This window comes from Phenylobacterium conjunctum (assembly GCF_042679085.1).
In the GTDB taxonomy this organism is placed as follows: Bacteria; Pseudomonadota; Alphaproteobacteria; order Caulobacterales; family Caulobacteraceae; genus Phenylobacterium; species Phenylobacterium conjunctum.
Window position 1 is genome coordinate 89,605 of the sequence record NZ_JBHTLQ010000008.1, and the last position, 26,477, is coordinate 116,081.

32 protein-coding genes and 1 pseudogene are annotated in these 26,477 nt (G+C 68.7%); 14 read left to right on the forward strand and 19 right to left on the reverse strand.

Going from position 1 to position 26,477, the window contains the following annotated elements:
- The first annotated feature begins 20 nt into the window (after positions 1 to 20).
- From ACFQ27_RS05490 to ACFQ27_RS05500, 3 genes are read left to right on the forward strand one after another with little or no spacing between them, the layout of a single operon-like run.
- Entirely contained in the window at positions 21 to 1,088 is a 1,068-nt protein-coding gene (locus ACFQ27_RS05490) for an MBL fold metallo-hydrolase (RefSeq protein WP_374342639.1), read from the forward strand.
- Between the two features lie 31 nt (positions 1,089 to 1,119).
- Positions 1,120 to 1,899, forward strand: a complete 780-nt coding sequence (locus ACFQ27_RS05495) for an enoyl-CoA hydratase-related protein (RefSeq protein ID WP_374342637.1) — start codon at positions 1,120 to 1,122, stop codon at positions 1,897 to 1,899.
- A gap of 2 nt (positions 1,900 to 1,901) precedes the next feature.
- Positions 1,902 to 2,861, forward strand: a complete 960-nt coding sequence (locus ACFQ27_RS05500; protein WP_377352903.1) for an oxidoreductase — start codon at positions 1,902 to 1,904, stop codon at positions 2,859 to 2,861.
- 231 nt (positions 2,862 to 3,092) lie between these two features.
- On the opposite strand, the gene ACFQ27_RS05505 is transcribed toward ACFQ27_RS05500, so the two are convergent.
- A complete protein-coding gene (locus ACFQ27_RS05505; protein ID WP_374342633.1) occupies positions 3,093 to 3,440 on the reverse strand; it encodes a TfoX/Sxy family protein in 348 nt (115 codons plus the stop codon).
- A gap of 37 nt (positions 3,441 to 3,477) precedes the next feature.
- Between ACFQ27_RS05505 and ACFQ27_RS05510 the strand changes: the two genes are divergently transcribed.
- Entirely contained in the window at positions 3,478 to 3,957 is a 480-nt protein-coding gene (locus ACFQ27_RS05510) for a GNAT family N-acetyltransferase (RefSeq protein WP_377352904.1), read from the forward strand.
- Positions 3,954 to 4,568, forward strand: coding sequence for a GNAT family N-acetyltransferase (locus ACFQ27_RS05515; protein ID WP_374342629.1), 615 nt, complete (start codon positions 3,954 to 3,956; stop codon positions 4,566 to 4,568). Before ACFQ27_RS05510 ends, ACFQ27_RS05515 begins: the two co-directional genes overlap by 4 nt.
- A 27-nt stretch (positions 4,569 to 4,595) precedes the next feature.
- Here ACFQ27_RS05515 and ACFQ27_RS05520 read toward each other — a convergent pair whose 3' ends face one another.
- The 3 genes from ACFQ27_RS05520 to ACFQ27_RS05530 all read right to left on the reverse strand — a co-directional run bounded on the left by ACFQ27_RS05520 (position 4,596) and on the right by ACFQ27_RS05530 (position 7,357).
- Positions 4,596 to 5,030, reverse strand: a complete 435-nt coding sequence (locus ACFQ27_RS05520) for a hypothetical protein (protein ID WP_374342627.1) — start codon at positions 5,028 to 5,030, stop codon at positions 4,596 to 4,598.
- Positions 5,031 to 5,139: 109 nt separating this feature from the next.
- A complete protein-coding gene (locus ACFQ27_RS05525; protein WP_374342625.1) occupies positions 5,140 to 6,057 on the reverse strand; it encodes an SDR family NAD(P)-dependent oxidoreductase in 918 nt (305 codons plus the stop codon).
- Between the two features lie 40 nt (positions 6,058 to 6,097).
- A complete protein-coding gene (locus ACFQ27_RS05530) occupies positions 6,098 to 7,357 on the reverse strand; it encodes an MFS transporter (RefSeq protein WP_377352905.1) in 1,260 nt (419 codons plus the stop codon).
- Between the two features lie 108 nt (positions 7,358 to 7,465).
- On the opposite strand from ACFQ27_RS05530, the gene ACFQ27_RS05535 reads away from it, so the two are divergent.
- The 6 genes from ACFQ27_RS05535 to ACFQ27_RS05560 all read left to right on the forward strand — a co-directional run bounded on the left by ACFQ27_RS05535 (position 7,466) and on the right by ACFQ27_RS05560 (position 11,679).
- Entirely contained in the window at positions 7,466 to 7,747 is a 282-nt protein-coding gene (locus ACFQ27_RS05535; RefSeq protein WP_377352906.1) for a hypothetical protein, read from the forward strand.
- 181 nt (positions 7,748 to 7,928) lie between these two features.
- Positions 7,929 to 8,426: a GNAT family N-acetyltransferase gene (locus tag ACFQ27_RS05540; RefSeq protein ID WP_377352907.1), complete on the forward strand. Its 498-nt coding sequence runs from the start codon at positions 7,929 to 7,931 to the stop codon at positions 8,424 to 8,426.
- A 49-nt stretch (positions 8,427 to 8,475) separates the two neighbouring features.
- On the forward strand, positions 8,476 to 9,054 hold the full coding sequence (locus ACFQ27_RS05545) for a DUF1285 domain-containing protein (protein WP_377352908.1): 579 nt from the start codon (positions 8,476 to 8,478) through the stop codon (positions 9,052 to 9,054).
- Positions 9,051 to 9,698 (forward strand): CoA pyrophosphatase, encoded by a 648-nt coding sequence (locus tag ACFQ27_RS05550; RefSeq protein WP_374342615.1) that lies wholly within the window; start codon positions 9,051 to 9,053, stop codon positions 9,696 to 9,698. The genes ACFQ27_RS05545 and ACFQ27_RS05550 overlap by 4 nt, the downstream gene beginning before the upstream one ends.
- Positions 9,699 to 9,757: 59 nt before the next feature.
- Positions 9,758 to 10,978 carry a CCA tRNA nucleotidyltransferase gene (locus tag ACFQ27_RS05555; protein WP_374342613.1) on the forward strand — a complete coding sequence of 407 codons (1,221 nt, stop codon included), beginning with the start codon at positions 9,758 to 9,760 and terminating at the stop codon, positions 10,976 to 10,978.
- Positions 10,975 to 11,679, forward strand: a complete 705-nt coding sequence (locus ACFQ27_RS05560; protein ID WP_377352909.1) for a glutamine amidotransferase-related protein — start codon at positions 10,975 to 10,977, stop codon at positions 11,677 to 11,679. Before ACFQ27_RS05555 ends, ACFQ27_RS05560 begins: the two co-directional genes overlap by 4 nt.
- On the opposite strand, the gene ACFQ27_RS05565 is transcribed toward ACFQ27_RS05560, so the two are convergent.
- From ACFQ27_RS05565 to ACFQ27_RS05580, 4 genes are read right to left on the reverse strand one after another with little or no spacing between them, the layout of a single operon-like run.
- Positions 11,676 to 12,290 (reverse strand): GNAT family N-acetyltransferase, encoded by a 615-nt coding sequence (locus tag ACFQ27_RS05565; RefSeq protein WP_377352910.1) that lies wholly within the window; start codon positions 12,288 to 12,290, stop codon positions 11,676 to 11,678. The genes ACFQ27_RS05560 and ACFQ27_RS05565 overlap by 4 nt on opposite strands.
- Positions 12,290 to 13,126 (reverse strand): carbohydrate deacetylase, encoded by an 837-nt coding sequence (locus ACFQ27_RS05570; protein WP_377352911.1) that lies wholly within the window; start codon positions 13,124 to 13,126, stop codon positions 12,290 to 12,292. The genes ACFQ27_RS05565 and ACFQ27_RS05570 overlap by 1 nt, the downstream gene beginning before the upstream one ends.
- 43 nt (positions 13,127 to 13,169) lie before the next feature.
- Positions 13,170 to 14,048: an oxygen-dependent coproporphyrinogen oxidase gene (gene hemF, locus ACFQ27_RS05575; RefSeq protein WP_377352912.1), complete on the reverse strand. Its 879-nt coding sequence runs from the start codon at positions 14,046 to 14,048 to the stop codon at positions 13,170 to 13,172.
- On the reverse strand, positions 14,045 to 14,506 hold the full coding sequence (locus ACFQ27_RS05580; RefSeq protein ID WP_377352913.1) for a tRNA (cytidine(34)-2'-O)-methyltransferase: 462 nt from the start codon (positions 14,504 to 14,506) through the stop codon (positions 14,045 to 14,047). The genes hemF and ACFQ27_RS05580 overlap by 4 nt, the downstream gene beginning before the upstream one ends.
- A 205-nt stretch (positions 14,507 to 14,711) precedes the next feature.
- Between ACFQ27_RS05580 and petA the strand changes: the two genes are divergently transcribed.
- From petA to ACFQ27_RS05595, 3 genes are read left to right on the forward strand one after another with little or no spacing between them, the layout of a single operon-like run.
- On the forward strand, positions 14,712 to 15,266 hold the full coding sequence (gene petA, locus ACFQ27_RS05585; RefSeq protein ID WP_374342601.1) for a ubiquinol-cytochrome c reductase iron-sulfur subunit: 555 nt from the start codon (positions 14,712 to 14,714) through the stop codon (positions 15,264 to 15,266).
- 5 nt (positions 15,267 to 15,271) lie between these two features.
- Entirely contained in the window at positions 15,272 to 16,591 is a 1,320-nt protein-coding gene (locus ACFQ27_RS05590) for a cytochrome b (protein ID WP_374342599.1), read from the forward strand.
- A gap of 6 nt (positions 16,592 to 16,597) precedes the next feature.
- Positions 16,598 to 17,443, forward strand: coding sequence for a cytochrome c1 (locus ACFQ27_RS05595; RefSeq protein ID WP_374342597.1), 846 nt, complete (start codon positions 16,598 to 16,600; stop codon positions 17,441 to 17,443).
- 73 nt (positions 17,444 to 17,516) lie between these two features.
- Here the strand turns inward: ACFQ27_RS05595 and ACFQ27_RS05600 are convergent, their stop codons facing one another.
- From ACFQ27_RS05600 to ACFQ27_RS05650, 11 genes and pseudogenes are all read right to left on the reverse strand, one after another.
- Positions 17,517 to 18,293, reverse strand: coding sequence for a hypothetical protein (locus ACFQ27_RS05600; protein WP_377352914.1), 777 nt, complete (start codon positions 18,291 to 18,293; stop codon positions 17,517 to 17,519).
- A 173-nt stretch (positions 18,294 to 18,466) separates the two neighbouring features.
- The gene (locus ACFQ27_RS05605; RefSeq protein ID WP_377352915.1) at positions 18,467 to 19,150 is read right to left on the reverse strand and encodes a dienelactone hydrolase family protein; all 684 of its coding nucleotides are present in this window, start codon (positions 19,148 to 19,150) and stop codon (positions 18,467 to 18,469) included.
- A 2-nt stretch (positions 19,151 to 19,152) separates the two neighbouring features.
- A complete protein-coding gene (locus ACFQ27_RS05610) occupies positions 19,153 to 19,821 on the reverse strand; it encodes a dienelactone hydrolase family protein (RefSeq protein ID WP_377352916.1) in 669 nt (222 codons plus the stop codon).
- A 67-nt stretch (positions 19,822 to 19,888) separates the two neighbouring features.
- The gene (gene ychF, locus ACFQ27_RS05615) at positions 19,889 to 20,986 is read right to left on the reverse strand and encodes a redox-regulated ATPase YchF (protein ID WP_374342588.1); all 1,098 of its coding nucleotides are present in this window, start codon (positions 20,984 to 20,986) and stop codon (positions 19,889 to 19,891) included.
- A 75-nt stretch (positions 20,987 to 21,061) separates the two neighbouring features.
- On the reverse strand, positions 21,062 to 21,811 hold the full coding sequence (locus ACFQ27_RS05620; RefSeq protein ID WP_374342586.1) for a hypothetical protein: 750 nt from the start codon (positions 21,809 to 21,811) through the stop codon (positions 21,062 to 21,064).
- Positions 21,812 to 21,815: 4 nt separating this feature from the next.
- Complete coding sequence (pth, locus tag ACFQ27_RS05625) at positions 21,816 to 22,430, reverse strand: aminoacyl-tRNA hydrolase (RefSeq protein WP_374342584.1); 615 nt, start codon at positions 22,428 to 22,430, stop codon at positions 21,816 to 21,818.
- A 26-nt stretch (positions 22,431 to 22,456) separates the two neighbouring features.
- Positions 22,457 to 23,056 (reverse strand): 50S ribosomal protein L25/general stress protein Ctc, encoded by a 600-nt coding sequence (locus ACFQ27_RS05630; RefSeq protein WP_374342581.1) that lies wholly within the window; start codon positions 23,054 to 23,056, stop codon positions 22,457 to 22,459.
- A gap of 126 nt (positions 23,057 to 23,182) precedes the next feature.
- The gene (locus tag ACFQ27_RS05635; protein ID WP_374342579.1) at positions 23,183 to 24,235 is read right to left on the reverse strand and encodes a hypothetical protein; all 1,053 of its coding nucleotides are present in this window, start codon (positions 24,233 to 24,235) and stop codon (positions 23,183 to 23,185) included.
- A 203-nt stretch (positions 24,236 to 24,438) separates the two neighbouring features.
- Positions 24,439 to 25,374, reverse strand: coding sequence for a ribose-phosphate pyrophosphokinase (locus ACFQ27_RS05640; protein WP_374342577.1), 936 nt, complete (start codon positions 25,372 to 25,374; stop codon positions 24,439 to 24,441).
- Between the two features lie 98 nt (positions 25,375 to 25,472).
- Positions 25,473 to 26,246 carry a peptidoglycan editing factor PgeF gene (gene pgeF, locus ACFQ27_RS05645; protein WP_374342575.1) on the reverse strand — a complete coding sequence of 258 codons (774 nt, stop codon included), beginning with the start codon at positions 26,244 to 26,246 and terminating at the stop codon, positions 25,473 to 25,475.
- A pseudogene (locus ACFQ27_RS05650) lies at positions 26,243 to 26,477 on the reverse strand (class I SAM-dependent methyltransferase); the annotation flags it as partial. The pseudogene ACFQ27_RS05650 and the gene pgeF, both read right to left, overlap by 4 nt.

Sequence of the window (26,477 nt, forward strand, 5' to 3'; positions counted from 1 at the left end):
CCGGCGGGAGGGAGAAGAACATGCGCGACGGGTTCGAAGAGGCCGCCCAGGAGCCGGGACGCACGCGGCTGCGCTACCCCTTCGAGCAGGGTCCGGGCTCCGGCGAAGCGCTGGAGGTCGCCCCGGGTGTGAAGTGGCTGCGGATGCCGCTCGGCGGGTCGCTGGCCTACATCAATGTCTGGGCCATCGACGACGGCGACGGGATCGCCATAGTCGACACCGGCATGGGCGGCTCGGCCACCCAGCAGGCCTGGCGCAAGGCTTTCGCCGGTCCCCTGGCGGGCAAGACCGTGACCCGCGTCTTTGTCACCCACATGCACCCCGACCACATCGGCATGGCCGGCTGGCTGACCCGCAAGTTCCAGTGCCGGCTATGGATCACCCGCCTGGAGTTCCTGATGTGCCGCAGTCTGGCCGCGGACACCGGCCGCGAGGCGCCGCAGGACGCCCTCGACTTCTACAAGTCCGCCGGCTGGAACGACGACCAGCTGGAGGACTACCGCGCCCGGTTCGGCGGTTTCGGTAAGGGGCTGCACGCCCTGCCGGACAGCTTCCACCGGCTGGAGGATGGCGACCGGATCCGGATCGGCGACCACGACTGGGAGATCGTGGTGGGCTCGGGCCATTCGCCGGAGCATGGCTGCCTCTATTGCCCGGATCTGAAAGTCATGATCTCCGGCGACCAGGTGCTGCCGAAGATCTCGTCCAATGTCTCGGTGTTCCCGACCGAGCCGGCGGGCGATCCGCTGACCGACTGGCTGACCTCTCTGGCTCACATCAAGACCCGCGTGCCGGACGACGTGCTGGTGCTGCCGGCGCACAATGACCCCTTCCATGGCCTGCACGCCCGCATCGATCACCTGATCGGCGGGCACGAGCGGGGCCTTGCCCGGCTTCAGAAGCTGATCGCCGAGCCCAAGCGGGCGGTGGACGTGTTTGGCGTCCTGTTCCGCCGCAAGATCGACCAGTACGTGCTGGGCATGGCCACGGGCGAGAGCCTGGCGCACCTCAACTGTCTGCTGAGCCGCGGGCTGGCGATGCGGACCACCGATGAGAACGGCGTCGACTGGTACCAGGCGAGGGCTTAAGCTTACGGCGTAAGTTCCAAGGGAGGACGCCGTGACCGACTACATCAAGACCGAGATCTCCAACGGCGTGCTCACGCTGACCATGGACCGGCCGGAGAAGAAGAACGCCATCACCCGGGCCATGTACCAGGCCATGGCCGACGGCATCCTGGCGGCCGACGCCAATCCCGAAGTGCGCTGCGTCCTGATCCAGGGCGAGGGCGACATGTTCACCGCCGGCAACGACCTGGCCGACTTCGCCGCGGTCAATGCGGGCGACGCCGCCGCGGCGGACGCCCGGCGCGAGGGCAACCCGCTGCTGGCGGCCCTGGCCATCGCCAAGACCCCGCTGGTGGCGGCGGTGAACGGCCGCGCCGTGGGCGTCGGCACCACCATGCTGCTGCATTGCGACCTGGTCTATGTGGCCGAGGACGCGCTGCTGACCACGCCCTTCGTCAACCTGGCCCTGGTGCCGGAGGCCGCCTCGTCGATCACCCTGCCGAGCCGTATCGGCCACGCCCGCGCCTTTGCGATGTTCGTGCTGGGCGAGGCCGTCGACGCCCAGAAGGCGGTGGCCTGGGGCATCGCCAACGAAGTGGTGCCGAAGGACCAGCTGCGCGCCCGCGCCCGCGCCGCCGCCGAGGCGGTCGCCAAGCGCCCGCCGGCCGCCGTGGCTATCACCAAGGCCCTGATGCGGGATCCGGAAGGGATCGCCGCCCGCATGGCCGAGGAGGGCGTCCACTTCGGCGCCCAGCTGAAATCCGCCGAGGCCCGCGAGGCCTTCGCCGCCTTCAACGAGAAGCGCGCGCCTGACTTTTCCAAGGTGAAGTGAAGATGGTCCTGATCAGCTCGCCCTACGGGGCTTTCACTGACGCCAAGGACGTGGTCGCCGATATCGACCTCGGCGGCCGCACCGCCATCGTCACCGGCGCCGCCACGGGCATCGGGATCGAGACCGCCCGGGCGCTCGCCCTGGCCGGCGCCGATGTCATGCTGGCCGTGCGCAACCTGGAAGCCGGCGAGGCCGCCGCCGCCGATATCAACGCCTCCATCGGCGACGACCGGGTGATCGTCGGCAAGCTGGACCTGTCGGACCTGGCTTCGGTGGCGGCCTTCGTCACCGCCTGGGGCGACCAGCCGCTGAACATCCTGGTCAACAACGCCGGGGTCATGGCCTGTCCGCTGGCCTACACCACCGACGGGCTGGAGATGCAGGTCGGCACCAACCACTTCGGCCACTTCCTGCTGGGCGTGGGCCTGGCGCGGGCGCTGATGAACGGCGAGGAGGAAGGGCGCACGGCCCGCGTCGTCTCCCTGTCCTCCATCGGCCACCGCCGGTCCGGCGTGAACTTTGACGACATCCACTACCGCGAGCGCGCCTACGACAAGTGGGAAGCCTACGGCCAGGCCAAGACCGCCAACGCGCTGTTCGCCGTCGGCTTCCACCGCCGGTTCGCCGACCTGGGCGTGACGGCCAATGCGGTGATGCCCGGCGGGATCATGACCCCTCTGCAGCGCCACCTGCCGCAGGAAGAGATGGTCGCCATGGGCTGGATGGACGCCGACGGCAATGTCCGCGCCGGCTTCAAGACCCCCAGCCAGGGCGCCTCGACCAGCGTCTGGGCTGCGGTCGGTCCCGAGCTGGAAGGTGTCGGCGGGCTCTATCTGGAGAACTGCGGCCAGGCCCCGCCCTTCGACAAGGCCAATCCCATGGTCGGCGTCATGCCCCACGCCCTCGATCCCGAAGCCGCTGACCGCCTGTGGGCGGTGTCCGAGGAGACAGTGGGGGTCTAGGCGCTTAGTTGCTCCCCCTCTGGGGGAGCTGCGCAAAATGCGGTGGGACCCAATCTGCGCCGTCATGGCCGGGCTTGTCCCGGCCACCCATGAACTCCGTGGCGGCGGATAGGGTGAGGCGGACCCACCATACCCTGATCTGAACTTCACGCGCGTATGGGTGGCCGGGACGAGCCCGGCCATGACGATCTGGAGGGGAGGCGTTTCGCAACGGTCCCCAGCGGAAAGGAACTAGGCTTTCCTCTTCTTCCCCTTCGCCTGCGCGCGCAGGGCGGCGTCCTGGCCCTTGGCGGCCCATTCCGCCAGCACCGAGGGGTCTTCCAGGGCGTCGAGGGGGACGGACCAGTAGCTCATCGGCTTGTCGCCGCCGAAGGGCATGAAGGGCTCGCAACCGGCGGCCTCGAAGTCGGCGCGGCTCTCGGCGTCGACCTTCATGTAGAGGGCGTCCTCAGCGATCAGGGCGAAGAACAGGCCGTGGCGGCGCAGGCCGACCCCGCCGAACATCTTCTGGTGGGTCACCCCGCCCAGGGGCTCCATCAGCTCCAGCACCATGTCCAGGAAGTCCGGCGAGACAGCCATTGTTGCGCTCCCGTGCAGCGACCCCGACAATAGCCGCATGACCGTGACCGTACGACCCGCCGTCCCCGCCGACGCCCCGCTTATCCACCAGTTCATCCTGGACCTGGCGGAGTACGAAAAGCTCGCCCACGAGGTCGAGGCGACGCAGGCCGACGTGGCCGGCCACCTGTTCGGGGCAAGCCCGCGCCTGTTCTGCGACATCGCCGAGGCGGACGGGACACCAGTGGGCTTCGCCGTCTGGTTCTACAACTACTCCACCTTCCGCGGCCGACACGGGATCTATCTGGAAGACCTGTTCGTGCGGCCGGAAGCCCGCAGCCTGGGCGCCGGCAAGGCCCTGCTTCGGCGCCTCGCCCAGCGGTGCCGCGAGGAAGGCCTGGCGCGGCTGGAATGGTCGGTGCTGAACTGGAATGCGCCGGCTATCGCCTTCTATGACAGCCTGGGCGCGGGCGCGCAGACCGAATGGACTGTCCGGCGGCTGACCGACGCCCCCCTGGAGGCCCTGGCCACATCATGAGCGCGCCGCCCAAGACGGTCCTGACCGCCAGCCCGCAGGAAGAGGCCGCGATCCGCGAGGCGGTCCGCACCGTCGATCCACTTACGCTGGGCGAGGGCCGGGTGATCGCGGGGGCGCAGCATGCGCCGGGGCTGACGAGGCTGTTGGAAGACCCGGCGGTGTCAGGGCCGATCTATGACCTGCCCCGGCCGATCACCGAGGCGAACGTCGCCATCTGGATCGCCGAATGCGCCCGGCAGCAGGCGGCTGGGGAGGGGGTGCTGATCCTCAGCCTCGATCCGCAGGGCGAGGTCGCGGGCTATTCCAAGTTCAGCGTTTGGCCTGACCGGTCTTCGGCCGAGATCGCCGGGGCGACGCGTGCGGACCTGCAGGGCCGCGGCCAGGGCGGCCCTGGCGCGGCGCGGTCCTTCGGCTGGATGTTCGAGGTGCTGGGCGTCCGACTGATCGGCCTGACCGCGGCGCTGGACAATGTCCGCTCCGCCAAGGTGATCGAGGCGGCGGGGTTCGTCTCGATGGGCGAGCGCGAGGTGGTGCGGCCGGATGGCACGGTGCGGCGGTCGTTGTACTGGGAGATGACCCGCGAGGCGTGGGAGCTGCGGCATCGGCTTTAGTTTTGCGTCCCCAGAAGGGGAGGAACTTTAGACCGAGATGTCGATGATCGCCGGGGCGGCGGCCTTGCCGTCCTGGGCGCCCTGGCGGGCCTTGGTTTCGAATTCGGAACGCATGGCTTCCTGGATGCGCCGGGTGATTTCTTCCTGGATCGAAGCTTCCGCGCTCTGGCGGTCAGTGGCGTTCATGCCGGACAGGCTGTCCTCGGTGAGGCCCCGCTCGGACATGATCTGGGCGCGGATCTTCTCCTTCAGCTTCTCCCACTTCTGCTCCTGGGCCCAGGCGTAGATCCCCTTCTTCTTCACCTCGTCCAGCATCTGCTGCTGGGCGGCCTTACGCGCCTCTGCGGCGGCCTTGGCCTTGTCGGCGGGCGACTGGCTGGTGGTGGGGGAGAGGTTGGCGCCGAGGCCCAGGGATGAGCTGGCCTGGGCGGCGGGCGCGAAGCCGGAAATCGACATGGACATGGGCAAGCTCCGAACAGCTTAACCCTAACAAGCAAGTTCGGGGCCACTGACCGGAGCCAGAGAGAGGAGCGTTCCCTCTCCCCGCACGCAGGGAGAGGGAGCTGTGCGATCAGGACTTCGCCGGCGCCGGCGCGGGGGCCGGGCGCTGCACGTCGAAGAACTTCGGGGCCATCTTCGGGATCGCTTCCGACAGGATGGTGTCGACGGTCCAGCCCTCTTCCTTGGTCACGGTCTCGATGGCCCGCGGCTGGGAGTAGAGGATGATGTTCTCGCCCGAGGCGCCGAAGATCTGGCCGGAGACGTTGGCCGCCGCCGGGGAGACCATGGCCACGGAGAAGCGGGCCGGTTGGTCGGCGCGGATCTTCTCGGCCATCACCGCGCGGCGCGCGGCCTGGGCTTCGTCCTTGATCGGCACCGACTGGGTCATCCGGGTCCAGGCCACCGGGGCCAGGCAGTTGGAGCGGATATTGTTGCGGGCGCCTTCCATGGCGATGATCCGCGACAGACCGGCGATGCCCATCTTGGCCGCGCCGTAGTTGGCCTGGCCGATGTTGCCCAGAAGGCCCGAGGTCGAGGTGAAGAACATGTAGGCGCCGTCGTTCTGTTCGCGGAACAGCTCGATGGTGGCCCGGGCGACGTTGAACGAGCCGCGCATGTGCACGTCGATCACGCGATCCCAGTCGTCTTCGCTCATCTTGTGGAACATGACGTCACGCAGGATGCCGGCCGGGTTGATGACCGCATGCAGGCCGCCGAAGGTGTCCATGGCCTGTTCGACCATGCCCTGGACGGCCTTGTAGTTGGTGACGCTGTCGGAGTTCGAGACCGCCTCGCCGCCGGCGGCGCGGATTTCCTGGACGACCTTCTCGGCCGGGCCCTGGGAGCCCTCGTCTTCGCCCTTGAGGCCGCCGCCCAGGTCGTTGACCACGACCTTCGCGCCTTCGGCCGCTGCGATCAGCGCGCAATCGCGCCCGATCCCGTTCCCGCCGCCCGTAACCAGGACGACCTTACCCGTCAAAGCACCCATCAAATCATCTCCCTAAAAAAATCGAATTATGCCGCCGGATTTATTCGAGCCGGTCGGCGGTGCGCAAGGCTGGGAACAGTCTGGCCCACACTCCGGTGACGATCAACGCGCCGACACCGCCGAACACCGCGGCGCCGACGGGCCCCAGGAACCGGGCCACGACGCCGCTCTCGAACTCGCCGAGCTCGTTGGAGGCGCCGATGAACAGGGATGACACGGCGGCCACCCGGCCGCGCATCTGGTCCGGCGTAACGATCTGGACCAGGGTCTGGCGCACGAAAACGCTGAGCATGTCGGCGCCGCCCAGAACAGCCAGGGCCGCCACCGATAGGGGCAGCCACTTGGACAAGCCGAAGACAATGGTCGCCAGGCCGAACACCGCGACGCCGGCGAACATGAACAGGCCGGCGTGGCGGCGGATCGGATAGCCGGCCAGGATGGTGGCCACGATGGTCGCGCCGATAGCCGGCCCGGCGCGCAGGATACCGAAGCCCTCTGGTCCCGCATGCAGGACGTCGCGCGCGAAGACCGGCAGCAGGGCGGTGGCCCCGCCCAGCAGGACCGCGAAGAGGTCGAGCGAAATGGCGCCGAACACGATCTTGTTGGTCCAGACGTAGCTGAGGCCCTCCTTCATCAGGTCCCAGCGGGACCCGGGCTGGACCTGGGGACGGACATTGGTGCGGATGCTCAGGATGCAGAGCGCGGCGACCACATAGAGGACGACGGTCACGCTGTAGGACAGGCCCACCGAGTGCGAGACCAGGATCCCGCCCATAGCCGGCCCGATGATGGATGCGCCCTGCCAGGCCAGCGAGTTCCAGGCGATGGCGCGCGGCAGCAGGGACTTGGGCACCAGCATCGGCCCCATGGCGGTCGAGGCCGGCCCCATGAAGGCCCGGCTGGTCCCGAAGGCGGCCGACAGCACCAGCAGCAGCGGGATCGAGGCGAAATCGAAGATGGCCGCGCAGGCCAGGATCACCGCCGTTGTGATCTCACCCAGGTAGCAGAGGACGAGGACGACCTTGCGATTGTGCCGGTCGGCGGTCTCTCCCGCCGGCAGGGCGAGCAGGAAGACCGGGATGAAGGCCGCCAGGCCGATCATGCCCACATAGAAGGCCGACTGGGCGACGCTCATGGTCTCGCGGGCCACGGCGTACATCTGCCACCCCAGGGCCACGCTCTGGATCTGGACGCCAAGGGTTGAGGAGACCCGCGAGGTCCAGAAGGTCATGAAGTCCCGCCGCTTCAGAAGCGCGGAGACTGTGGAGGGCGGATCGGGCTCGGGCGCGGCGTCGGTCATGGGGCGCGCAACTTGGCCCGCGCCTGCCGCGGGGGCAATGGCGTTGGGGCGTTTTCACATGACGCGCCGTCCGACCCCACCTATGCGGGGTAGGGCAGGGAGACGCGCGTGACCGGGTATGTGATCGGAGTTCTGGTGGAGCTGTCGGGGGAGCCGGCGCCCGTGCGGTGTTATTTCGCACTGGGGATCGAGGACCGCGCCAAGGCCGAGTGGACGGCGGTGGATGCGGCCCAGGACGTCGGCCGCATCGCCTCCAGTCCCTACAAGGGCCAGGAGCCGGTGGAGATGCTCGCGGAGCTGACCGCGGCGCGGATGAAAACCCTGGGTCTGAAGCCTGGCGAGGTGCGGGCGCTGGGGGTGAACTGGCCCCGGCGCTGGATGACCGGTTGACGCCGTGATTGACGCCGTGGCCCCCCGGCCCTATGGCGAAACCGGACTTTCTCTGCCGGGTTTCACGTCAATGCGACGACTGCGACGAACCGGGCGCGCCTGCCGCGCCGCCTGATCCTCCGCCCCGCCACCCGCTCGTGGTGACGGGATCGTCGCAGTTTCCCGCCAGAGTATCCCCCGCATGATCGCTTCCCAGACCGCCGCCCAGGCGCCGAAGATCGTTTCCGAACAGCCCGAAGACGACGCGGCCATCGAGGCGCTGCTGGATCACGCTTTTGGTCCCGGCCGCTTCGCCAAGTCGTCTGAGCGGGTGCGCGAGGTCGCCGAGTTCCGGCCCGACCTGTCCTTCTGCGCCTGGGACGGCGAGCGGCTGGTGGGCTCGGTGCGGATGTGGAAGGCGCATGTGGGCGGCGTCGCCCTGATCTTCCTCGGCCCCCTGGCGGTCGAGGCCGACCAGCGCAAGCATGGGACCGGCGGATTGCTGGTCGAGCGCGCCTGCCAGGCCTGCGAGGCGGCGGGCTTGCCCATCGTCCTGCTCGTGGGCGATCCACCCTATTTCCAGCGCTTCGGCTTCTCCGCCGATATGACGGCGGCGGTGCGCATGCCGGGGCCGGTGGATCAGCGCCGGATCCTGGCGCGCGGTGCTGCGCAGGCGCTGGCGGGGTTGGTCGAGGCCTAGTCCCTTAGGACAGGTTGAGGTCGGGGCGGACGCGCCCTAACTTGGGGCCATGGCGGACACCGACACCAAGACCGGCCTCGATGGCGTGATCGCCGCGGCCAAGACGCAGGCTCCCGGGCGGGGCCTGCCGCCTGTGCACCTGTGGAATCCCGCCCACTGCGGCGACATCGACATCTTTATCCGCAAGGACGGGGTCTGGTTCCACGAGGGGACCCCGATCGGTCGCGAGGCGTTGGTGCGCCTCTTCTCCACCGTGCTGCGCAAGGATCCGGACGGCTTCCACCTGGTCACCCCGGTGGAGAAGATGAAGATCCGGGTCGAGGACGCCCCCTTTGTCGCCACCCGCGTTGACCGCGAGGGCGCGGCGCTGAAGTTCCTGACCAATGTCGGCGACGAGGTCGAAGCCGGGCCCGAGACCGGCATCCGGGTCGAGATGGACGCTGACAGCGGCGAGCCGCGGCCCTATCTGCACGTCCGCCGGGGCCTCGAGGCCCTGATCACCCGACCGGTCTTCTATGAGCTGGTGGAAATGGCTGAAGAGCGCCAGGGGCCTGAGGGGCCGGAGCTGGGGATCGAGTCCAACGGCGCCTGGTTCCCGCTGGGGCCGCCCGGCCTGCACGTCCTGTGAGCCCGGCGCGGAGCGCGCCGTCGGCCGACCTGCGCGACTGGATCATCGGCCATCTCGACCCCTTGGAAGCCCGCGAGCCGGTGGTGGGCGCCTCGGACTTCGACCTGTCGCCTGCTTGGCGACCGCCCGCGCCCCAGACCCTGACGCCGGCCGCGGTGCTGGTCGGCCTGATCGAGCGGGAGCACGGCTATTCGGTGCTGCTGACCAAGCGGGTGGACACCTTGCGCAAGCATGCCGGCCAGGTGGCCTTTCCCGGCGGCCGGCTTGATCCGGGCGAGACGCCCTGGGTCGCCGCCCTGCGCGAGGCCCAGGAGGAGGTCGGGCTGGAGCCGGACTATGTGACCCTGGGCGGCCTGTCCTCGCCCTACCAGACCGGCACCGGCTACCTGATCACCCCGGTGGTGGGCTTCATCCGCGAGGGCTTCGACCTGAGGCCCAATCCGGACGAGGTGGCGGACATCTTTGAGACACCGTTCGGCTTCCTGATGGACCCTTCCAATCACGAGGAGCATGAGCGCCAAGGCCCCGACGGCGAGACACGCCGCTTCTATGCGATGACCCACGAGAACCGCTTCATCTGGGGCGCGACCGCGGGCATGCTCAGGGCCCTCTACGGCCGACTGTACGGCGCAGCGGTGGCTTAATCGCCGCGCGCAAGAAAGAGCAGGACCCTTTGACTTCGAGTATCGGCCAGCGTTCCTGGATGAGCACGCCGCAGGCGACTGTGGTGTTGAACGCCCTGGAGGCCAGGGGCGGGGCGGGCTGCGCCCGCTTCGTCGGCGGTTGCGTGCGCAACGCCCTGCTGAACCGCAAGATCGACGACATCGACATCGCCACCCAGCTGACCCCCGATGAGGTGACGGAGGCCTTGCAGGCCGCGGGCGTCAAGGCCGTGCCCACCGGGGTCGAGCACGGCACCATCACGGCGGTGGCCGACGGCATGCCCTTCGAGGTCACCACCCTGCGCCGGGACGTCTCCACCGATGGGCGCCGGGCGGTGGTCGCCTTCACCACCGACTGGGCCGAGGACGCCCAGCGCCGGGATTTCACCCTGAACGCCGTCTATGCCGACCGGGAAGGCACGCTGTTCGACCCCACCGGCCGCGGCGTGGCCGACGGCCTGGCCGGCCGGATCGTGTTCGTGGGCGATCCCATGACCCGGATCCGCGAGGATTATCTGCGCATCCTGCGCTTTTTCCGGTTCCAGGCCTGGTACGGCAAGGGCGAGGCTGACGCCAAGGCGCTGGACGCCTGCAAGGCCCTGCGGGACACCCTGTCCGGTCGCCCGGCCGAGCGCACCGCCAAGGAGCTCCTGAAGCTCTTGGCCGCAGACGAGCCGCGTCCGGCCATGGCCCTGATGGCGTCCACCGGGGTGCTGGCCAAGGTCGTGCCCTTCTGCCCCGGCCTCGAGGCGCTCAACGGCCTGGTGGAGATCGAGACCTCCCAGCTGTTCGAGAACGATCCGGTGCTGCGTCTAGCGGCCCTGATCCCCGACGACCAGATCAGCGCCGCGCAGGCTGCCGAGCGTCTGCGCCTGTCCAACGAGGTGCGCGACAGGCTGGTCGCCGCCATGGGCAAGACGCCGCGCATCACCAGCTGGATGAGCCCGCGTGAAAGCCGCCGGGCCGTCTACGAGATCGGCGCGCGGGCCTTCACCGACCGGGTGAAACTGGCCTGGGCCAGGTCCCAGCGCACGGCGGCCACCCACCAGTGGCGCGGCCTCCTGGCCCTTGGCGAAAGCTGGACCCCGCCGGCCCTGCCGCTGAGCGGCGAGGACGTGATCAACGCCGGCGTCCCCCGGGGGCCGATGGTCGGGGAGGTGATGCGCGAGGTCGAGGCCTGGTGGATCGACCACGATTTCATCGACGACAAGCTGTCGGTGATCGAGAAGCTCAAGGCTGTGGCCCAGGGGATGGTCTATTGAGGCTCGCCATCCTGGAGACCGGCCAGCCGCCGGCCGAGGTGATTGAACGGTTCGGCGACTACCCGTCGATGTTCCGGACCCTGTTCGGCCGCGAGGCCTATGCCTACCAGACCTTCGATGTCGCCGCGGGCCAGTATCCCGAGCAGATCGCTGACTTCCCGGCCTATGTGATCACCGGCTCCTCGGCCGGGGTCTATGATCCGTTGCCCTGGATCGCGCCGCTGATGGACTTCCTGCGCCAGGCCAAGGGCCAGGCGGCGATGGTCGGGGTCTGCTTCGGCCACCAGGTGATGGCGGAGGCCTTTGGCGGCAAGGTGATCAAGTCGCCCAAGGGCTGGGGCGTCGGCCTGCACAGCTATGATGTCCGCGAGGGCCGGCCCTGGATGGACGCCGCGCCCCGCATTGCGGTACCCGCCTCGCACCAGGACCAGGTGGTGGACCTGCCGCCCGGCGCGCGAGTGGTGGCCTCCAGCGACTTCACGCCCTTCGGCATGCTGGCCTATGACGAGGCCAAAGCCGTCTCGATCCAGCTGCACCCGGAGTTCCAGCCGGACTACGCCAAGGCCCTGATCGAGACCCGGCGCGGGACCCGCTACACCGACGAACAGGCGGACGCCGCCATCGCCACCTATGACGCCCCGGACGACCGGGCGCGACTGGGCGCCTGGATCCAGGACTTCCTCAAGCGGACCGCTGGCTAGAGGTCGATGACCATCCAGACCGTCCCCGGCCAGGGCGGATCGACGGGGAAGCGGCGGAAGCCGTAGCGGTCGTAGAAGCGCAAGGCCCGGTGGTTGCCGGTGTTGCAGCCCAGGTGGACACCGCGCGCCCCGCGCTCACGGATCAGCTCCAGCCAGGTGGTCACCAGCCGTTCGCCCATCCCCTGGCCCTGCAGCCTGGGCAGGAGGTTGATGTGCAGGTGCGCGGGGTAGGCGGCGACCAGGGGCGCGGGCGTGGCGACCGGGCGATGGATGCGGGCGGCGCGGCCCTGGTCAGGGGTGCGCTCAAGCCCCGGCACGCCCTTGGGGTCTGGATAAACTTCGCGCAGGGCCGGCCACCAGTCGCGTTCCTGGCGGGCTTCAAAGGCTGCGGTGTCCAGGGTCCCGATCATGTAGCCGGCGACGCCCTCGCCATCCTCGACCACCATGGCGAGGTCCGGTTGCAGGGCGGCGTAGGGCGCGGCGTAGATGTCGCCGATGATCCTGGGGTCGGCGTAGAGGTGGGTGGCGTCGCCGCCGCTGGCACCGGTCTTCAGGCAGATCTCGTAGAGCGCTGTAAGATCGCCCGGCGCGTAAGGGCGGATCTGCGCCATCAGGCGGCCCGCTGCAGGTCGCGCAGGGGGGCGTAGCTGATCAGGATGACGCCGAGCTTAGCGGCCAGCACCCTCAAGCCGGGATCGAGGGCGCAGGCCAGGTCATCCACCCGGATATCGGCGTGCTTGGGATCGCAGTCGCGAAGTTCGGGGCCGTCCTCGCTGGGGTGGATATAGACCTCGGTGACGCCGGGCCGCAGGTTGCGCAGGATCTTCTCCAGGGCCGGGATGGCCGGGCGGCCCCAGGTGGTCGTCATGTGGTCGGGGAAGACGCGGCCGGCCTCGGCGGCGCGGGCGCGGCCGGGGAAGCCGATCTGGGCCTCGGCGGGTTGGCCCCAGACCCGAAGCGGCAGGTCGTAGTCGCAGGCCAGCTTGAGGTAGAGGTCGAAATAGCGCGGCTCGACCTGCATGGTCCCCATGTGGGCGTCCAGGTGGGTGACGTCGACGCCCCAGGCCAGGGCCTGGTCGACCTGGGCCCGGCATTCGGCCTCGACCTCTGCCAGGTCGGCCTTGGCCCACACCGCCTCGGCCGTGAGCGGCATGAAGCCCTCATCGTCGTGGAGGCTGGAGCCGCCGGTCAGGGCCCGCCAGCGCAGGCCTGGGTATTCGCAGGTGAGGGTCAGGTGGACGCCGATCCCGCCCTCAGGCGCGCGGCGCACGCCGTCCAGGGCCCAGGGGCAGGGGACCATCAGGGTGGTGCTGGTGGCGATCCCGTCTGCCATGGCCGCGCGGATCGCCCGATTGGCGGCGCTGGTGGCCCCCAGGTCGTCGCAGTTGATGATCAGCAGCCGGGCGTCGGCCGCATGGCCCAGGCGTTCGGCGAGCGTTGCGGCCATGGCGTGTCCTCCCTTTGCGAGGAAGGAAGCACGCCTTCGCAGCCTAGGTCCAGGCGACCATGGGCGGCATGGAGGACAGGATGGTCTCGATATTGCCGCCGGCCTTCAGCCCGAACATGGTCCCGCGGTCGTAGAGCAGGTTGAACTCCACATAGCGGCCGCGGCGGACCAGCTGTTCCTGGCGGTCGGCCTCGGTCCAGGGCTCGTTCATGCGGTGGCGGACGATCTTCGGATAGACGTCTAGGAAGGCCTCGCCCACGGCGCGGGTGAAGGCGAAGTCCTTCTCGAAGTCGCCGGTGTTGTGCCGGTCGTAGAAGATGCCGCCGATGCCGCGCGGCTCCTTGCGGTGGGGCAGGTAGAAGTACTCATCGCACCAGGCCTTGTACTTGCCGTGCCATTCCGGATCGAAGGGATCGCAGGCGGCTTTCATCGCCGCATGGAACAGGACCGCGTCCTCGGCCTCCTGGCTGCGCTGGCGGTCCAGCATCGGCGTCAGGTCAGCGCCGCCGCCGAACCAGCTGACCGCCGTCGACAGGAACCGGGTGTTCATGTGCACGGTCGGCACCCGCGGCGAGACCGGGTGGATGATCAGGCTGATGCTGGCCGAGACGTAGGACGGATCGACATCCGCGCCCGGCATCTGGGCCGCCATCTCCGGGGAGAACCGCGCGGTGGCCGCCGAGGTGTGCACGCCGGCCTTCTCGAACAGCCGGCCCTTGAAGTGGCCGCCGATCCCGCCGCCGGTTCCGGTCTCGCGGGTCCAGGGCCGCAGGTCGAACTTGCCGGCCTCGCCGATATAGAGTTCCGGCGGGGCCTCGTCCTCCAGCCGCTCCAGCTCGGCGACGATGCGGGTCTGCAGGTCCTCGAACCAGGCCTTGGCCCGGACGCGGCGCTCTTCGATCTCAGGCGTGATGTTGCTCATGGGACGAGGGGCTTAGGCATTTGGCCAGTCTGGCGCAACGCCTCGGACACCGCGATGGCGGCCGAGACGGTCACGTTCAGGGAGCGGCGGCCGGGCATCAGCGGGATGAAGACCCGCTCATCGCAGGCGTCGTGCACATCGTCGGGCACGCCAGCGCTCTCGCGGCCGAACAGAAGGGCGTCGTCAGGGCGGAAGGCGAAATCGCCGAAGGGCTGGGCGCCTTTTGTGGTGAAAAGCACGATCCGTCCGGGGGCTTCACGGCGGAAATCCGCCCATCCAGGGTGGCGTTTCACCTCCGCAGGTTCCCCATAATCCATGGCCGCGCGGCGGATTCCCTTGTCCGACAGGGGGAAGCCGCAGGGCTCGATCACATGCACCGGGACCCCCAGGCAGGCCCCGAGACGAAGGGCCGCGCCAAGGTTTTGCGGAATGTCCGGTTGAAAAAGCGCCATGAGCATTCTAAGCGATCCAGCCACGGGATTTGACGGGGCAAGGGTCGAATCACGGGGGGCCTGAGACGCGTGCGTCTCCAAGCCCGTTCCGGAACTCGATCCCGCCCCGGTATCGAATTCCGTCAGGGCCTTTACCAGAGCTTCTGGGCGGGTCGAAGACGGGCGTTGGGTCACATTCATGGCCCCGCCCCAACCGAAGGGTAGCTTTAAGGTGGCCGACACCGTCGTGGGCGCAAATCCCGATCCTCATGCCGCGGGCGAAGACCCGAACCGGCGCGACTTCATTCACATCGCCGCCGCGGTCGCCGCGGTGGGCGCGGCTGGCGGACTCGCCTGGCCGTTCATCGATCAGATGAACCCGGCCGGCGACACCCTGGCGCTCGCCTCGGTGGAATTCGACCTGACGAAGGTCGAGCTCGGCCAGCAGGTGACGATCAAATGGCGGGGCAAGCCGCTGTTCATCCGGCGGCGGACCGGCAAGGAGATCGCCGCGGCGATCGCCGACGACAAGGCCGCCCTGCGTGACCCGCAGACCGATGAAGAGCGTCACAAGCCCGGCAAGGCCGAGTGGCTGATCCTCGTGGGCACCTGCACCCACCTGGGCTGCGTGCCGACCTTCGGCGGCGGCGACTTCGGCGGCTGGTTCTGCCCCTGCCACGGTTCGCACTACGACACCTCCGGCCGGATCCGTAAGGGGCCCGCGCCGAAGAACCTGGCCGTGCCGGAATACACCTTCCTGTCTGACACCAAGGTCAAGGTGGGCTGAGGATCATGAGCGGACATTCGAATTACGAGCCGAAGACCGGCTTCGAGCGCTGGCTCGACGTGCGCCTTCCCGTCGTGCGCCTGGCGTACGACAGCATGGTGGACTTCCCCACCCCGAAGAACCTGAACTACTGGTGGACCTTCGGCGGCATCCTGGCCGTCTGCCTGGTGATCCAGATCGTCACCGGCGTCGTGCTGGCCATGCACTACGTGCCGCACGTCGACTACGCCTTCAATTCCGTCGAGCGCATCATGCGCGACGTGAACTACGGTTGGCTGGTGCGCTACATGCACGCCAACGGCGCCTCGATGTTCTTCATCGCCGTCTACGCCCACATCTTCCGCGGCCTCTACTACGGCTCCTACAAGGCGCCCCGCGAAGTGCTGTGGATCCTGGGCTGCGTGATCTACCTCCTGATGATGGCCACCGCCTTCATGGGCTACGTTCTGCCCTGGGGTCAGATGTCCTTCCACGGCGCGGTCGTGATCACCAACCTGTTCGGCGCCATCCCCGTGGTCGGCCCGTCGATCACCACCTGGCTGTGGGGCGGCTTCGCGGTCGATAACCCGACCCTGAACCGGTTCTTCTCGCTGCACTACCTGCTGCCGTTCATGATCGCCGGCGTCGTGGTCCTGCACATCTGGGCGCTGCACGTCCCGGGCAACAACAACCCGGCCGGCGTGGAAGTGAAGTCCAAGGCCGACACGGTGCCCTTCCACCCGTACTACACGGTGAAGGACGGCTTCGCGATCGCCCTGTTCATGGTGATGTTCGCCTGCTTCGTGTTCTTCAACCCGAACGCCCTGGGCGACGCGGTGAACTACGTGAAGGGCAACCCGCTGGTGACCCCGGCTCACATCGTGCCCGAATGGTACTTCCTGCCGTTCTACGCGATCCTGCGGGCCATTCCGGACAAGCTCGGCGGCGTGATCGCCATGTTCGGCGCCATCGCCATGCTGTTCGCCCTGCCGTGGCTCGACACCTCCAAGGTGAAGTCCATGCGCTACCGTCCGGCGGCCAAGCTGTACTTCCTGATCTTCGTGGTGGCCTGCTTCGTGCTTGGCATCTGCGGCGGCCAGCTGCCCGACAACCAAGTCATCCCGGGCCTGTCCACCTTCACGCTGATCGACGCCGACCTGAACTCCATGGTCTGGCTGAGCCGCGTGGCCACCCTGTACTACTTCGCCTACTTCCTGATCGTCATGCCGGTCCTGGGCCTCACCGAGACCCCGCTGCCGCAGCCTGAATCGATCTCGGAGCCGGTGCTGTCCCATCCTGCCAACGCGCCGGCCGGCGCCGCGGCTTCGCCTGAAAAGAGGGGTTGAGCTCACATGCTGCGCAAAACTATCGCGCTCGCGGCGCTGGGGCTCGCTGTCTTCGCCACCCCGGCGCTGGCGGCCAGCAGCCACCCCCTCGAGCCCAAGGAAATGACCTGGGGCTTTGAAGGCCCGTTCGGCAAGTTCGATCAGGCCCAGCTGCAACGGGGCTACAAGATCTATCGGGAGGTCTGCTCGGCCTGCCACTCGATGGAGCTGATGAGCTTCCGCAACCTGGGTCAGAAGGGCGGACCGTTCTACGACCCGAAGTATCCGAACCCGAACGATAATCCCTACGTGAAGGCCATCGCGAAGGATTATCAGATCAACGACATCGACTCCGAGACGGGGGACGTGATCCAGCGTCCCGGCACCTCGGCGGACCGGTTCCCGAACCCGTTCCCGAACGAGCCGGCCGCCCGCGCCTCGAACGGGGGCGCTCTGCCGCCGGACCTGTCGAACATGGCGAAGGCCCGCGATGGCGGTCCGCGCTACATCTACTCGCTGCTGACGGGCTTTGTTGAGCCGCCGGAAGGCCTGACCGTTCCGAACGGCCAGCACTACAACCCGTACATGGCCGGTGACGTGAGCGCCTACTACAAGGGCAAGCATCACGTGCCGCCGGGCGGCTTCCTGGCCATGGCCCCGCCGCTGGCGACGGACAAGGTCTCCTTCGACGACGGCACGAAGTCGACCGTCGAACAGCAGGCCAAGGACGTCACCGCCTTCCTGACCTGGGCTTCCGAGCCCAAGATGGAAGAGCGCAAGGCCTTCGGGATCGCGGCGATCATCTACCTGCTGATCCTGTCGGGCATCCTGTACGTCAGCTACAAGCGCATCTGGCGGAACGTCTCCCACTAAGGGGCGGTCCATCCGGACGGAGCCAGGGCCTCGGCGAAAGCCGGGGCCCTTTTTCGTGGCTCAAACTCAGGGATCAGGCGTGCGGCCGAAGGGTGATGCGACGCCGCGGATAGTCGATCCGCAGGTCCCAGCCCGCGAGCAGGGGCGGCCCAACCGACCCCAGCGCGCCCTCCGGTAATTCCGCCAGCCCGACCGGCAGGTGCTCCCACAGCCGCCCCGACAGGGAGAAGCCCCGCAGCCAGGCGCGCCAGATCCCGTAGGGCAGGAGTTCGGCGGGCTTCTCCGCGCCAGGCGCCTGGGCCAGGGCTGATGACAGCCGCAAGCCCGTGTCGGCGCCTGTCGAGACCAGGACGGCGCCGCCCGTGGCCCTCGGCCCGTCCGCCGCGGCGCCGGGCAGGCTGGGCAGGGCGCCGGACAGGCTGAAGCGATAGACCGCGCCGCCCCTCAAGCTCGGCGCACGGCCTGGCCGCGACAGGCGCACCCGGCAGGGGGCGAAGCGGACATCGACCACATAGTCGCCGAGCACATCGGCCCCGATGACCCCCGCCACCGGGGTCGGAAAGCTCCAGACGCGGGCGTCGAGGTCGACGACGGCAAGATCCACAGCCCTGCGGGTCATGCCCGCGAGCCGCACCTCGCCCCGCAGCGCCTCCGCCGCGATGCCGTCGGTCTGGGCTCGGGTCTCGTGCACCAGGGTCCGGGGCGCGGCGGTGTCGAGAATGTAGTCTCCGGCCGCCCCGGCCACGACGGCGGGCACAACCACCACCCCCTGGTCGAGGACACAAGCGACCTCGCCGGCATGCGCCCGGGGCGCGACGGCGAGGGCCAGGAGGGGAAGGAGGCGCTTCACGGCGCTGAGCGTAGCGGGCGCGGGAAGGGGTGAGAAGCACGAGGCCTTGCCACCGCCCATAACTCCCTCTCCCCATGACTGGGGAGAGGGCTGGGGTGAGGGGGGATCCCCAGCGCCAGGTCCCCTCACCCCGACCCTCTCCCCGCATGCGGGGAGAGGGGGGGTAAGCTAAGCTAAGCTTCGCTGCGGCCGCCGCCGTTGCGGGCGAAGACCTGCAGGGTCCGCAGGCGCGCAAGGCGGGCGCTGTCGGGGTGGTAGTCGGCGCGGCGGTCCGAGGCGAAGCCGTGGCCGGCCTCGTAGAGGTGGAGCGGTACCTCCGGATGGCCCGCGCGGATCTCCTCGACCCGCTCGAGCGGGATGGAGGCGTCGGTCTTGCCGAAGTGCAGGATGATCGGGACCTTGGGTGTCTCGTCCTTCAGCTCGGTGATCCGGCGGCCGTAATAGGCGCTGGCGGCCGACAGGCCCTGGCAGCGGCAGGCCGCCAGCCAGGTCGCCGCCCCGCCCCAGCAATAGCCCACGGCGAAGACCGGTGGGCTCAGGGCGTCGATCGCCGCCTGCAGGTCGCCGGCCACCTGGTCCCAGGGGGAGCTTTGAGAGAACTGCACCCCGCGGGCCACCGCCTCCTGGGTATAGCCCTCGGCGGTGAAGCCCTTCTCCAGCCGGTCGTAGAAGCTGGGGGCGATCACCTCGTAGCCGTCCTCGGCGAAGCCGTCGCAGAGTTCGCGGATATGCTCGGTCACCCCGAAGATCTCCTGGATCAGCACCAGGCCGCCCCGGCGGGCGTCGTCAGGCTTCACATGCCAGGCCGACAGCTCAAAGCCATCGAAGGCGCTTTTCAGGGTGATGAGCTCGCCCATGGTCAGGCGCCCGCGAACAGCTCGAGGGTCCGTTGCCGGGCCAGTTCGGCGCTCGCCTGGTTCAGGCGCTGCGGGTCCTCGTTGTTGAAGCCGTGGCCGGCGTCTTCGTAGATGTAGACCGGCACGTTCGGGTTCTTCGCCTGGACCGCGGCCTTGACCTCGTCGGCGGGGATCATGGCGTCCTGGCGGCCCAGGTGGATGATCACCGGGCACTTGGGCGTCTTGTCCGCATTGGCCTGGACCAGGCTGCCGTAATAGCTGGAGCCGGCGGCGAAGCCGGGGACCTCGCAGGCGGCCAGCCAGGTCAGGGACCCGCCATAGCAGTAGCCCACCACGAACACCTTGCCGGCGGCGGCCATCGCCGCGCGGCAGGCGTCGATGTCAGAGAGCGCCTGTTCCAGCGGGGTGGCGCGAGCGTGGGTGACGCCAGCGGTCATGCCCTCGGCGTCATGGCCGGCGGTGAAGCCCGGCTCCCGGCGGTCATAGAGGGAAGGTGCGATGGCCTCGTAGCCCAGGCTCGCCCAACGGTCGACGTCGCGACGGATGTGCTCGTCGATCCCGAAGATCTCCTGGATCACCACAACGCCGCCCTTGCGCGCGCCAGCCGGCGCGGCGCGATAGACGCCGAACTCGAAACCGTCGGCGCCCTTAAGCTTGGAATACTCACCCATGTCGTCCCTCCCGGATCTTGCCGTCTGACATAGGCCGGCGGGCGGGGATGTCCAGCGGGGAGGGGGCCTAGACGTTGAAGCGGAAGTTCATCACGTCGCCGTCCTGGACGACGTACTCCTTGCCTTCCTGGCGGAACTTGCCGGCCTCGCGCGCGCCGGCTTCGCCCTTGAACTTGATGTAGTCCTCGTAGGCGATGGTCTCGGCGCGGATGAAGCCCTTCTCGAAGTCGGTATGGATGACGCCGGCGGCCTGGGGGGCGGTGTCGCCCTTGTGGATCTGCCAGGCGCGGGCTTCCTTCGGCCCGACCGTGAAATAGGTCTGCAGGCCCAGCAGGTGATAGGCCTCGCGGATCAGTTTGTTGAGGCCAGGTTCGGCCAGGCCCAGGGTCTCCAGGAACTCGGTGCGTTCCGCGGGCTCAAGCAGGGCGATCTCGCTCTCGATCTGGGCGGAGATCACCACATGGTCGGCGCCGTCGCGCTTGGCGCGCTCGGCGACCTGGTTCGACAGTGCGTTGCCGGTGGCGGCGGAGCCCTCGTCGACATTGGAGACATAGAGGGCCGGCTTGGAGGTCAAGAGCTGGAGCATGCGCCAGGCCTTCTCGTCCTCGGCCGAGACCTCGGCCTTGCGAGCCGGGCGACCCTCATTGAGCAGCTTCAGGGCCACCTGGACCAGGCGCAGGGTCTGGGCGCTCTCCTTGTCGCCGGTCTTGGCGCGCTTCTCGAGATTGACGACGCGCTTCTCCAGGCTCTCGAGGTCGGCCAGCATCAGCTCGGTCTCGATGGTCTCCAGGTCGGCGATCGGGTCGACCTTGCCCTCGACGTGGGTGATGTCGTCGTCGATGAAGCACCGGGCGACGAAGGCCACGGCGTCGCAGTCGCGGATGTTGGCCAGGAACTGGTTGCCCAGGCCCTCGCCCTTGGAGGCGCCGCGCACCAGGCCGGCGATGTCCACGAAGTTGATGCGGGCCGGGATGATCTCCTTGGACGGGATGATCTGGGCCAGGGCTTCCAGGCGCGGCTCGGGCACGGCCACGTCGCCGGTGTTCGGCTCGATGGTGCAGAACGGATAGTTGGCGGCCTGGGCCGCCGCCGTCTGGGTCAGGGCGTTGAACAGGGTCGACTTGCCCACGTTGGGCAGACCGACGATGGCGACCTTGAGAGCCATGGGGAACCTCGGAAACGGAAGGGCCGTCTTATGGCCAATGGGGGCGGCTTAGGCCAGCGCTTAGAGCGCCAGGCCTTACAGGGATTGGGCGGCGAGGTCGCGCCAGGCGCGGCCTTCCTTCTGGAACTGGCGGTGGGTCTTGGCGATGCGCCGGTCCATGTCCTCGATGATCGCCTTGGCCTCGGCCTTGCGGCCAGAGCGCGCCAGGAAAGCGGCGTAGCGGCCCCAGGCCTCCAGGCCCGGCAGGCGCTCGGCGGCGTCCTTGTAGGCGGCCTCGGCCTCGGCGGCCTGGCCCAGGCCGTCCAGAACCCGGGCGCGGGTCAGGGTGGCGCTCGGCGTGTGGCCGGTGCGCTCGTCGGCCTGCAGGCGTGTGATCAGGGGTTGGGCTTCGGTCGCGCGGCCCAGCTCGACCAGGGCGTTGGCCCAGCCCTGCAGCAGGGTCGGATCCTCAGCGTGGATACCTTGCGCGGCCTGGGCGTAGAGGTCGGCGGCTTCCTGGTGTTTGCCCAGGCTGGCGGCGGCGGCGGCCAGGCGGCTCTGGTTGCGGACGGTGGGGGCGTCGTCGCAGGCCTGTTTGGCCTCGCGGTACTCGCGGGTGGGGTCCAGGGCCTCGCGGGCCTGGGCCTGGAGCTTACGGGCGGTGGAGCCGCCGAAGATCTCCGGCAGGATGATGGCGGCGATGTAGACCATGCCCCCCAGCGGCTGGAACATCAGGATGATCCAAAGCCAGAAGGTGTCGCGGCCCGAACGCACCACGTGCACGCATAGGCCGATGGAGAAGCCCACCGACAACAGGATCAGCCAGAGGGGAAAGCCCGAGAACATCGTCCTAGTCCTCCTTGCCCTTGCGCGGGTCGGCCTTCTCGGCCGGCGCCAGCCGCATCACCTCGTTCTGATACTTCTCGTCCTCTCCGGCCACCAGCGCCGGCAAGGCGTCGGCGACGGCCCGCAGCAGGTCGGCGACCCAGGTCTGGTCGACCTTGTGGAAGTCTGAGAGCACGTGGCCCTGCACCCGGTCCTTGTGGCCGGGATGGCCGACGCCCAGCCGGGCGCGGCGGAAGTCGGGACCGATATGGGCGGTGACGGAGCGCACCCCGTTATTGCCCGCCGCGCCGCCCCCGGTCTTCATGCGGAAGCGGCCCGGCGCCAGGTCGATCTCGTCATAGAACAGCACGAGATCGGCGGGCTTGAGCTTGTAGAACTTCAGCGCCTCGCCCACGGCGCGGCCGCTCTCATTGTAGAAGGTCTGGGGCTTGAGCAGCAGGACCTTTTCCGGGCCCTTGGTTGTCTCGATCTCGCCTTCGCGGGCGAGCGACTGGAAGCGCGAACGCTCCGGGCCAAACCGCCAACGGTCGGCGATGGCGTCGATCGCCATGAAGCCGACGTTGTGGCGGTTGCCGGCATAACGGGGGCCAGGATTGCCCTGGCCCGCCAAGATGATCATGGGATCCTCCGAGGAGGCGCCGGGTGTTAGCCTTCGGCGCCTTCAGCGGCTTCGGCCGAGGCCGAGGCGGCCGAACCGGCGACGGTGGCGATCACCAGGTCGGCGCCGCCGACGGCGCTGACGCCTTCAGCCAGCTTCAGGCCACCGGCGCGGATGGTCGCGCCGATTTCCAGGCCGGCCAGGTCGATCACGATCTCTTCCGGGATGTGGTCGGCCGGGCAGTTCAGCTCGAGCTCGTGCAGGACGACGTTCAGCGTGCCGCCCTTCTTCAGGCCCGGCGAGGCTTCGTGGTTCTTGAAGTGAACCGGCACAGCGATCTTGATCTGCTGGTGCTCGTCGACCCGGTACAGGTCGAAGTGCCACGGCTCGTCGGTCACCGGGTGCATGTCCACGGCCTTGGCGATGACCGGCTGGGTCTCTTCGCCGTACTTCAGGGTCACCAGGTGGCCCAGCAGCTTGCCCGTGTAGAGCGCCTTGCGGAACTCATTGGACTTCACGGCGATGGCCACCGGATCCTTGGCGCCGCCATACAGGACGCCCGGGACCTTGCCAGCCGCGCGGGTCGCGCGCGCGCCGCCGGTGCCAGTGCGTTCGCGGACTTCAACGTTCAGAACAATATCGGCCATGGCCTCGCCTCAAAACGAAACCGCCGCGCGATCAGTCCCGCGCGGCGACGGACGACCCCTAGGGGCCGAAAGGTGGGCGTAGATACACAAAACTCCCGCCCGTTGCAACGGGCGGGATTGAGAGACTTAACGCTTCTTTGATGCGGCCTTCTTGCCGCCCTTGCCGGAGGCCGCCTTTGGGGTGGTCTCGGCGCCCGCAACCCGCACCTGGGGCACGAACCGCGGCTCGTAGGGCTCGGGCAGGCCGGCGGCTTTGATCACGCAGCGGCCGGTGTCCATCATCACATGCTGGCCCAGGCAGAAGACGTCTTCGTAGTGCGGCTTGGAGACGGCCAGGCACTGGTAGAGGTTCAGCTTGGACATGTTGATGCACGAGGCGACGTTGGGCTCGGCCATCACCGCCATCACGGTGTCGAGGTTGGCGTCGCCGGCCTCGCCCAGGGCGGCCAGGGCCGCCACGGTCAGGCTGCGAGCCACCACCTGGGTGTAGGGCGGATTGGCGGCCGAGGGCGTCAGGCCCAGCGATTCGGCGCCCAGGGCGGCCTGCTGCAGGCGGGCGGTCTCGGCCACGTCGCCGACCAGGGGGGTCGCCGAAAGGGCCTTGGCCTGGGACAGACGCAGGTCGCGGTTGGCGACGTCGCTCTTGGACCATTTCTGGTGCTGGATGTCGTAGGCCGACTGCTTCACCGCCTTGCCGGCGTCGTACAGCTTCTGGCCCTCGGTCCCGAGCGCGGCGATGGCCAGGGCGGCGGCGTTGGGAGCGCCGGTCATGCCCAGGACGTAGTTCGGGTTCTGGATCAGCTGGTTGGTGATCTCGCGGCGCTGGGCGGCGTCGGCGGCGTACTTGCGCACCCCGGCCACGAACTCGGCGTCCTGCAGGGCGGCGACGGCGCCGTAGGCGATGGCCCCGCGCAGCAGCTGAGCCGGCTCATAGGCGGCCCCGATCTTCAGCGAGCGGGCGATAGAGTCGCCATCGGTGAAGTCCGGCGTGATCGCCGTCGCGTGGTTCATGTAGTAGCGGTAGGCGCTCGCCTGTTCGATCAGGCGGGGCGACAGGCTCACCGCGGGCGGCGGCGGCGGTGGTGGCGGTGGGGGCGGGCCCTTCGCGTCACAGGCGGCCAGCAGGGCCAGACACAAGGCCGCAGCCGAAGCCGCAGAAATCTTAAGGGCGGAAGTCATCCCGAAGCCTTCCCCAGAAACCAAGACAGATCAAGTTAGCACGCCGGCGCGGGCAGGAATGTGACCGCGAACGTTAACCAGTCGGTTACCAAGCTTGACCGGTGGTTGATCTGGCGTGAGGTCGGCCGGCCGCGGCCAGAGCTTTCCCCTGGAAGCGGCGCGGTAAGGCTAAAATTCAACTGAACGGGCTGGAGCCCGACCGATCAGTCGAAGAGCTTGGAAACCGACTCTTCGTTGGCGATCCGGCGGATCGCTTCGCCCAGCAGCTTGTCGCAGCTGACATAGCGCAGCTTGCCGGCGTTGGCGGCGTGCTCAGGCGGCGGGACGGAGTCGGTCATCACCAGCTCCTTCAGGATCGAAGCATTCACCCGATCCACGGCCGCGCCGGACAGAACCCCGTGCGAGACATAGGCCGAGACCTCGGTCGCGCCGTTGTCCAAGAGGGCCTGGGCCGCGTTGCACAGGGTGCCGCCGCCGTCGATGATGTCGTCGAACAGGATGCAGCGGCGGCCGGACACGTCACCGATAATGTTGGCGACCTCGGACTTGCCAGGACCGGAGCGACGCTTGTCGACAATGGCCAGGTCGGCGTTCAGGCGGCTGGCCACGGCCAGGGCCCGCACCACGCCGCCCACGTCGGGCGACACGATCAGGAGGTCGCCGGGCTTTTCGTAGTTTTCCTTGATGTCGGCGGCCAGGATCGGCGCGGACACCAGGTTGTCGGTGGGAATGTCGAAGAAGCCTTGGATCTGGCCGGAGTGCAGATCCATGGTCAGGACCCGGTCGGCGCCGGCGCGTTCCAGCAGGTTGGCCACGAGCTTGGCCGAGATCGGCGTGCGGCCGCCGGTCTTCCGATCCTGACGGGCGTAGCCGAAATAGGGCATCACCGCCGTGATCCGCTTGGCCGACGCGCGCTTCAGGGCGTCGATGCAGATCAAGAGCTCCATCAGGTTGTCGTTGGCCGGATAGCTGGTCGACTGCAGCACGAAGACGTCTTCACCGCGGACGTTCTCGTCGATGGTGACGAAGATCTCATTGTCCGCGAACCGCTTCACCGTCGCGCGGCACAGCGGCACGTCCAGGTGCGCGGCGACGGACTCCGCCAGGGCTCGGTTGGAGTTGCCAGCCAAGAGCTTCATGACGGTCCCCCGCGGGTCGCTTTGTTTGAATGCGCGCGCTTGTAGCAGCGACGACGCAGGCGGCAAGGCGGATTCTGCCGCAGGCGACGAAGAGTCCCTCAGACCAGGGTTATGGCGGAGAGCAGGCGGCCGAAATCGGGCTCTCCGCGCTGGAAAGCCCGGCGGTTGGAATAGAACCGGGCCTCGTCGGCGCAGGTGTCGGCGCCGATCCAGGCGCAGGTCTCGACCCCGGTCGATTCGATCCGTGACAGGACAAAACCGGGCAGGTCGAACTGGCGCTTTTCAGCCGAGACTCCCGCCGTGAAGAATCGCTCATTGGCCGGGTCGACGGCCAGGAAGCGGTCGAGGAACTCCAGGCCCACCTCATAGGAGACCTGGGCGATGCAGGGGCCGACGACGGCGACGATGTCCTTCGGGGTCGCGCCCTTGGTCTGCATGGCCTGGACCGTGGCCTCGGCGATGCCGGTCAGCGCGCCCTTCCAGCCAGCGTGGGCGGCCGCGACGACTCCGGCCTTGGGGTCGGCGAACAGGATCGGAGCGCAGTCGGCGGCCAATGCGCCGCACAGCACGCCGGGGGTGGCCGTCACCACCCCGTCGGCCTGGGGTCGGGCGTCGCCCCAGGGCTGGTCGGCCACGAGGGCTTCGGCGGAATGGATCTGGTAGCAGGTCGACAGGGCCGACAGGGGCAGGTCGAAATGGGCGGCGGCCCGGCGGCGGTTCTCAACCACGGCCTCGGCCGCGTCGGACGAACCCTGGCCGACGTTCAGCCCCGCATAGATCCCCTCGGACATCCCGCCCTGGCGCGTGAAGAAGGCGTGGCGCACGCCGGGCAGGTCGAGCAGGGGTGAGGTCAGGGCGGGCAGGGCGGTCATGCGGCGGTCTCGAAGGCGGGCGGGGTCAGGCCGGACTGGCACAGGCAGGCGACCTTGAACAGTTCGCCCATCTGGTCGGGAGCGATCAGGCGCAGCAGCTGGCGCTCGATCTGGTCGGCCCGCTCAGGCCGGGCGGCGGCCAGGGCCTCGGCCCGGGGCACGATCCCCAGACGCATCAGGAACTCGCCCTGGGTCAGGATCGGCGCCGCGGCGGCGCCGGCGTCGCGGGCG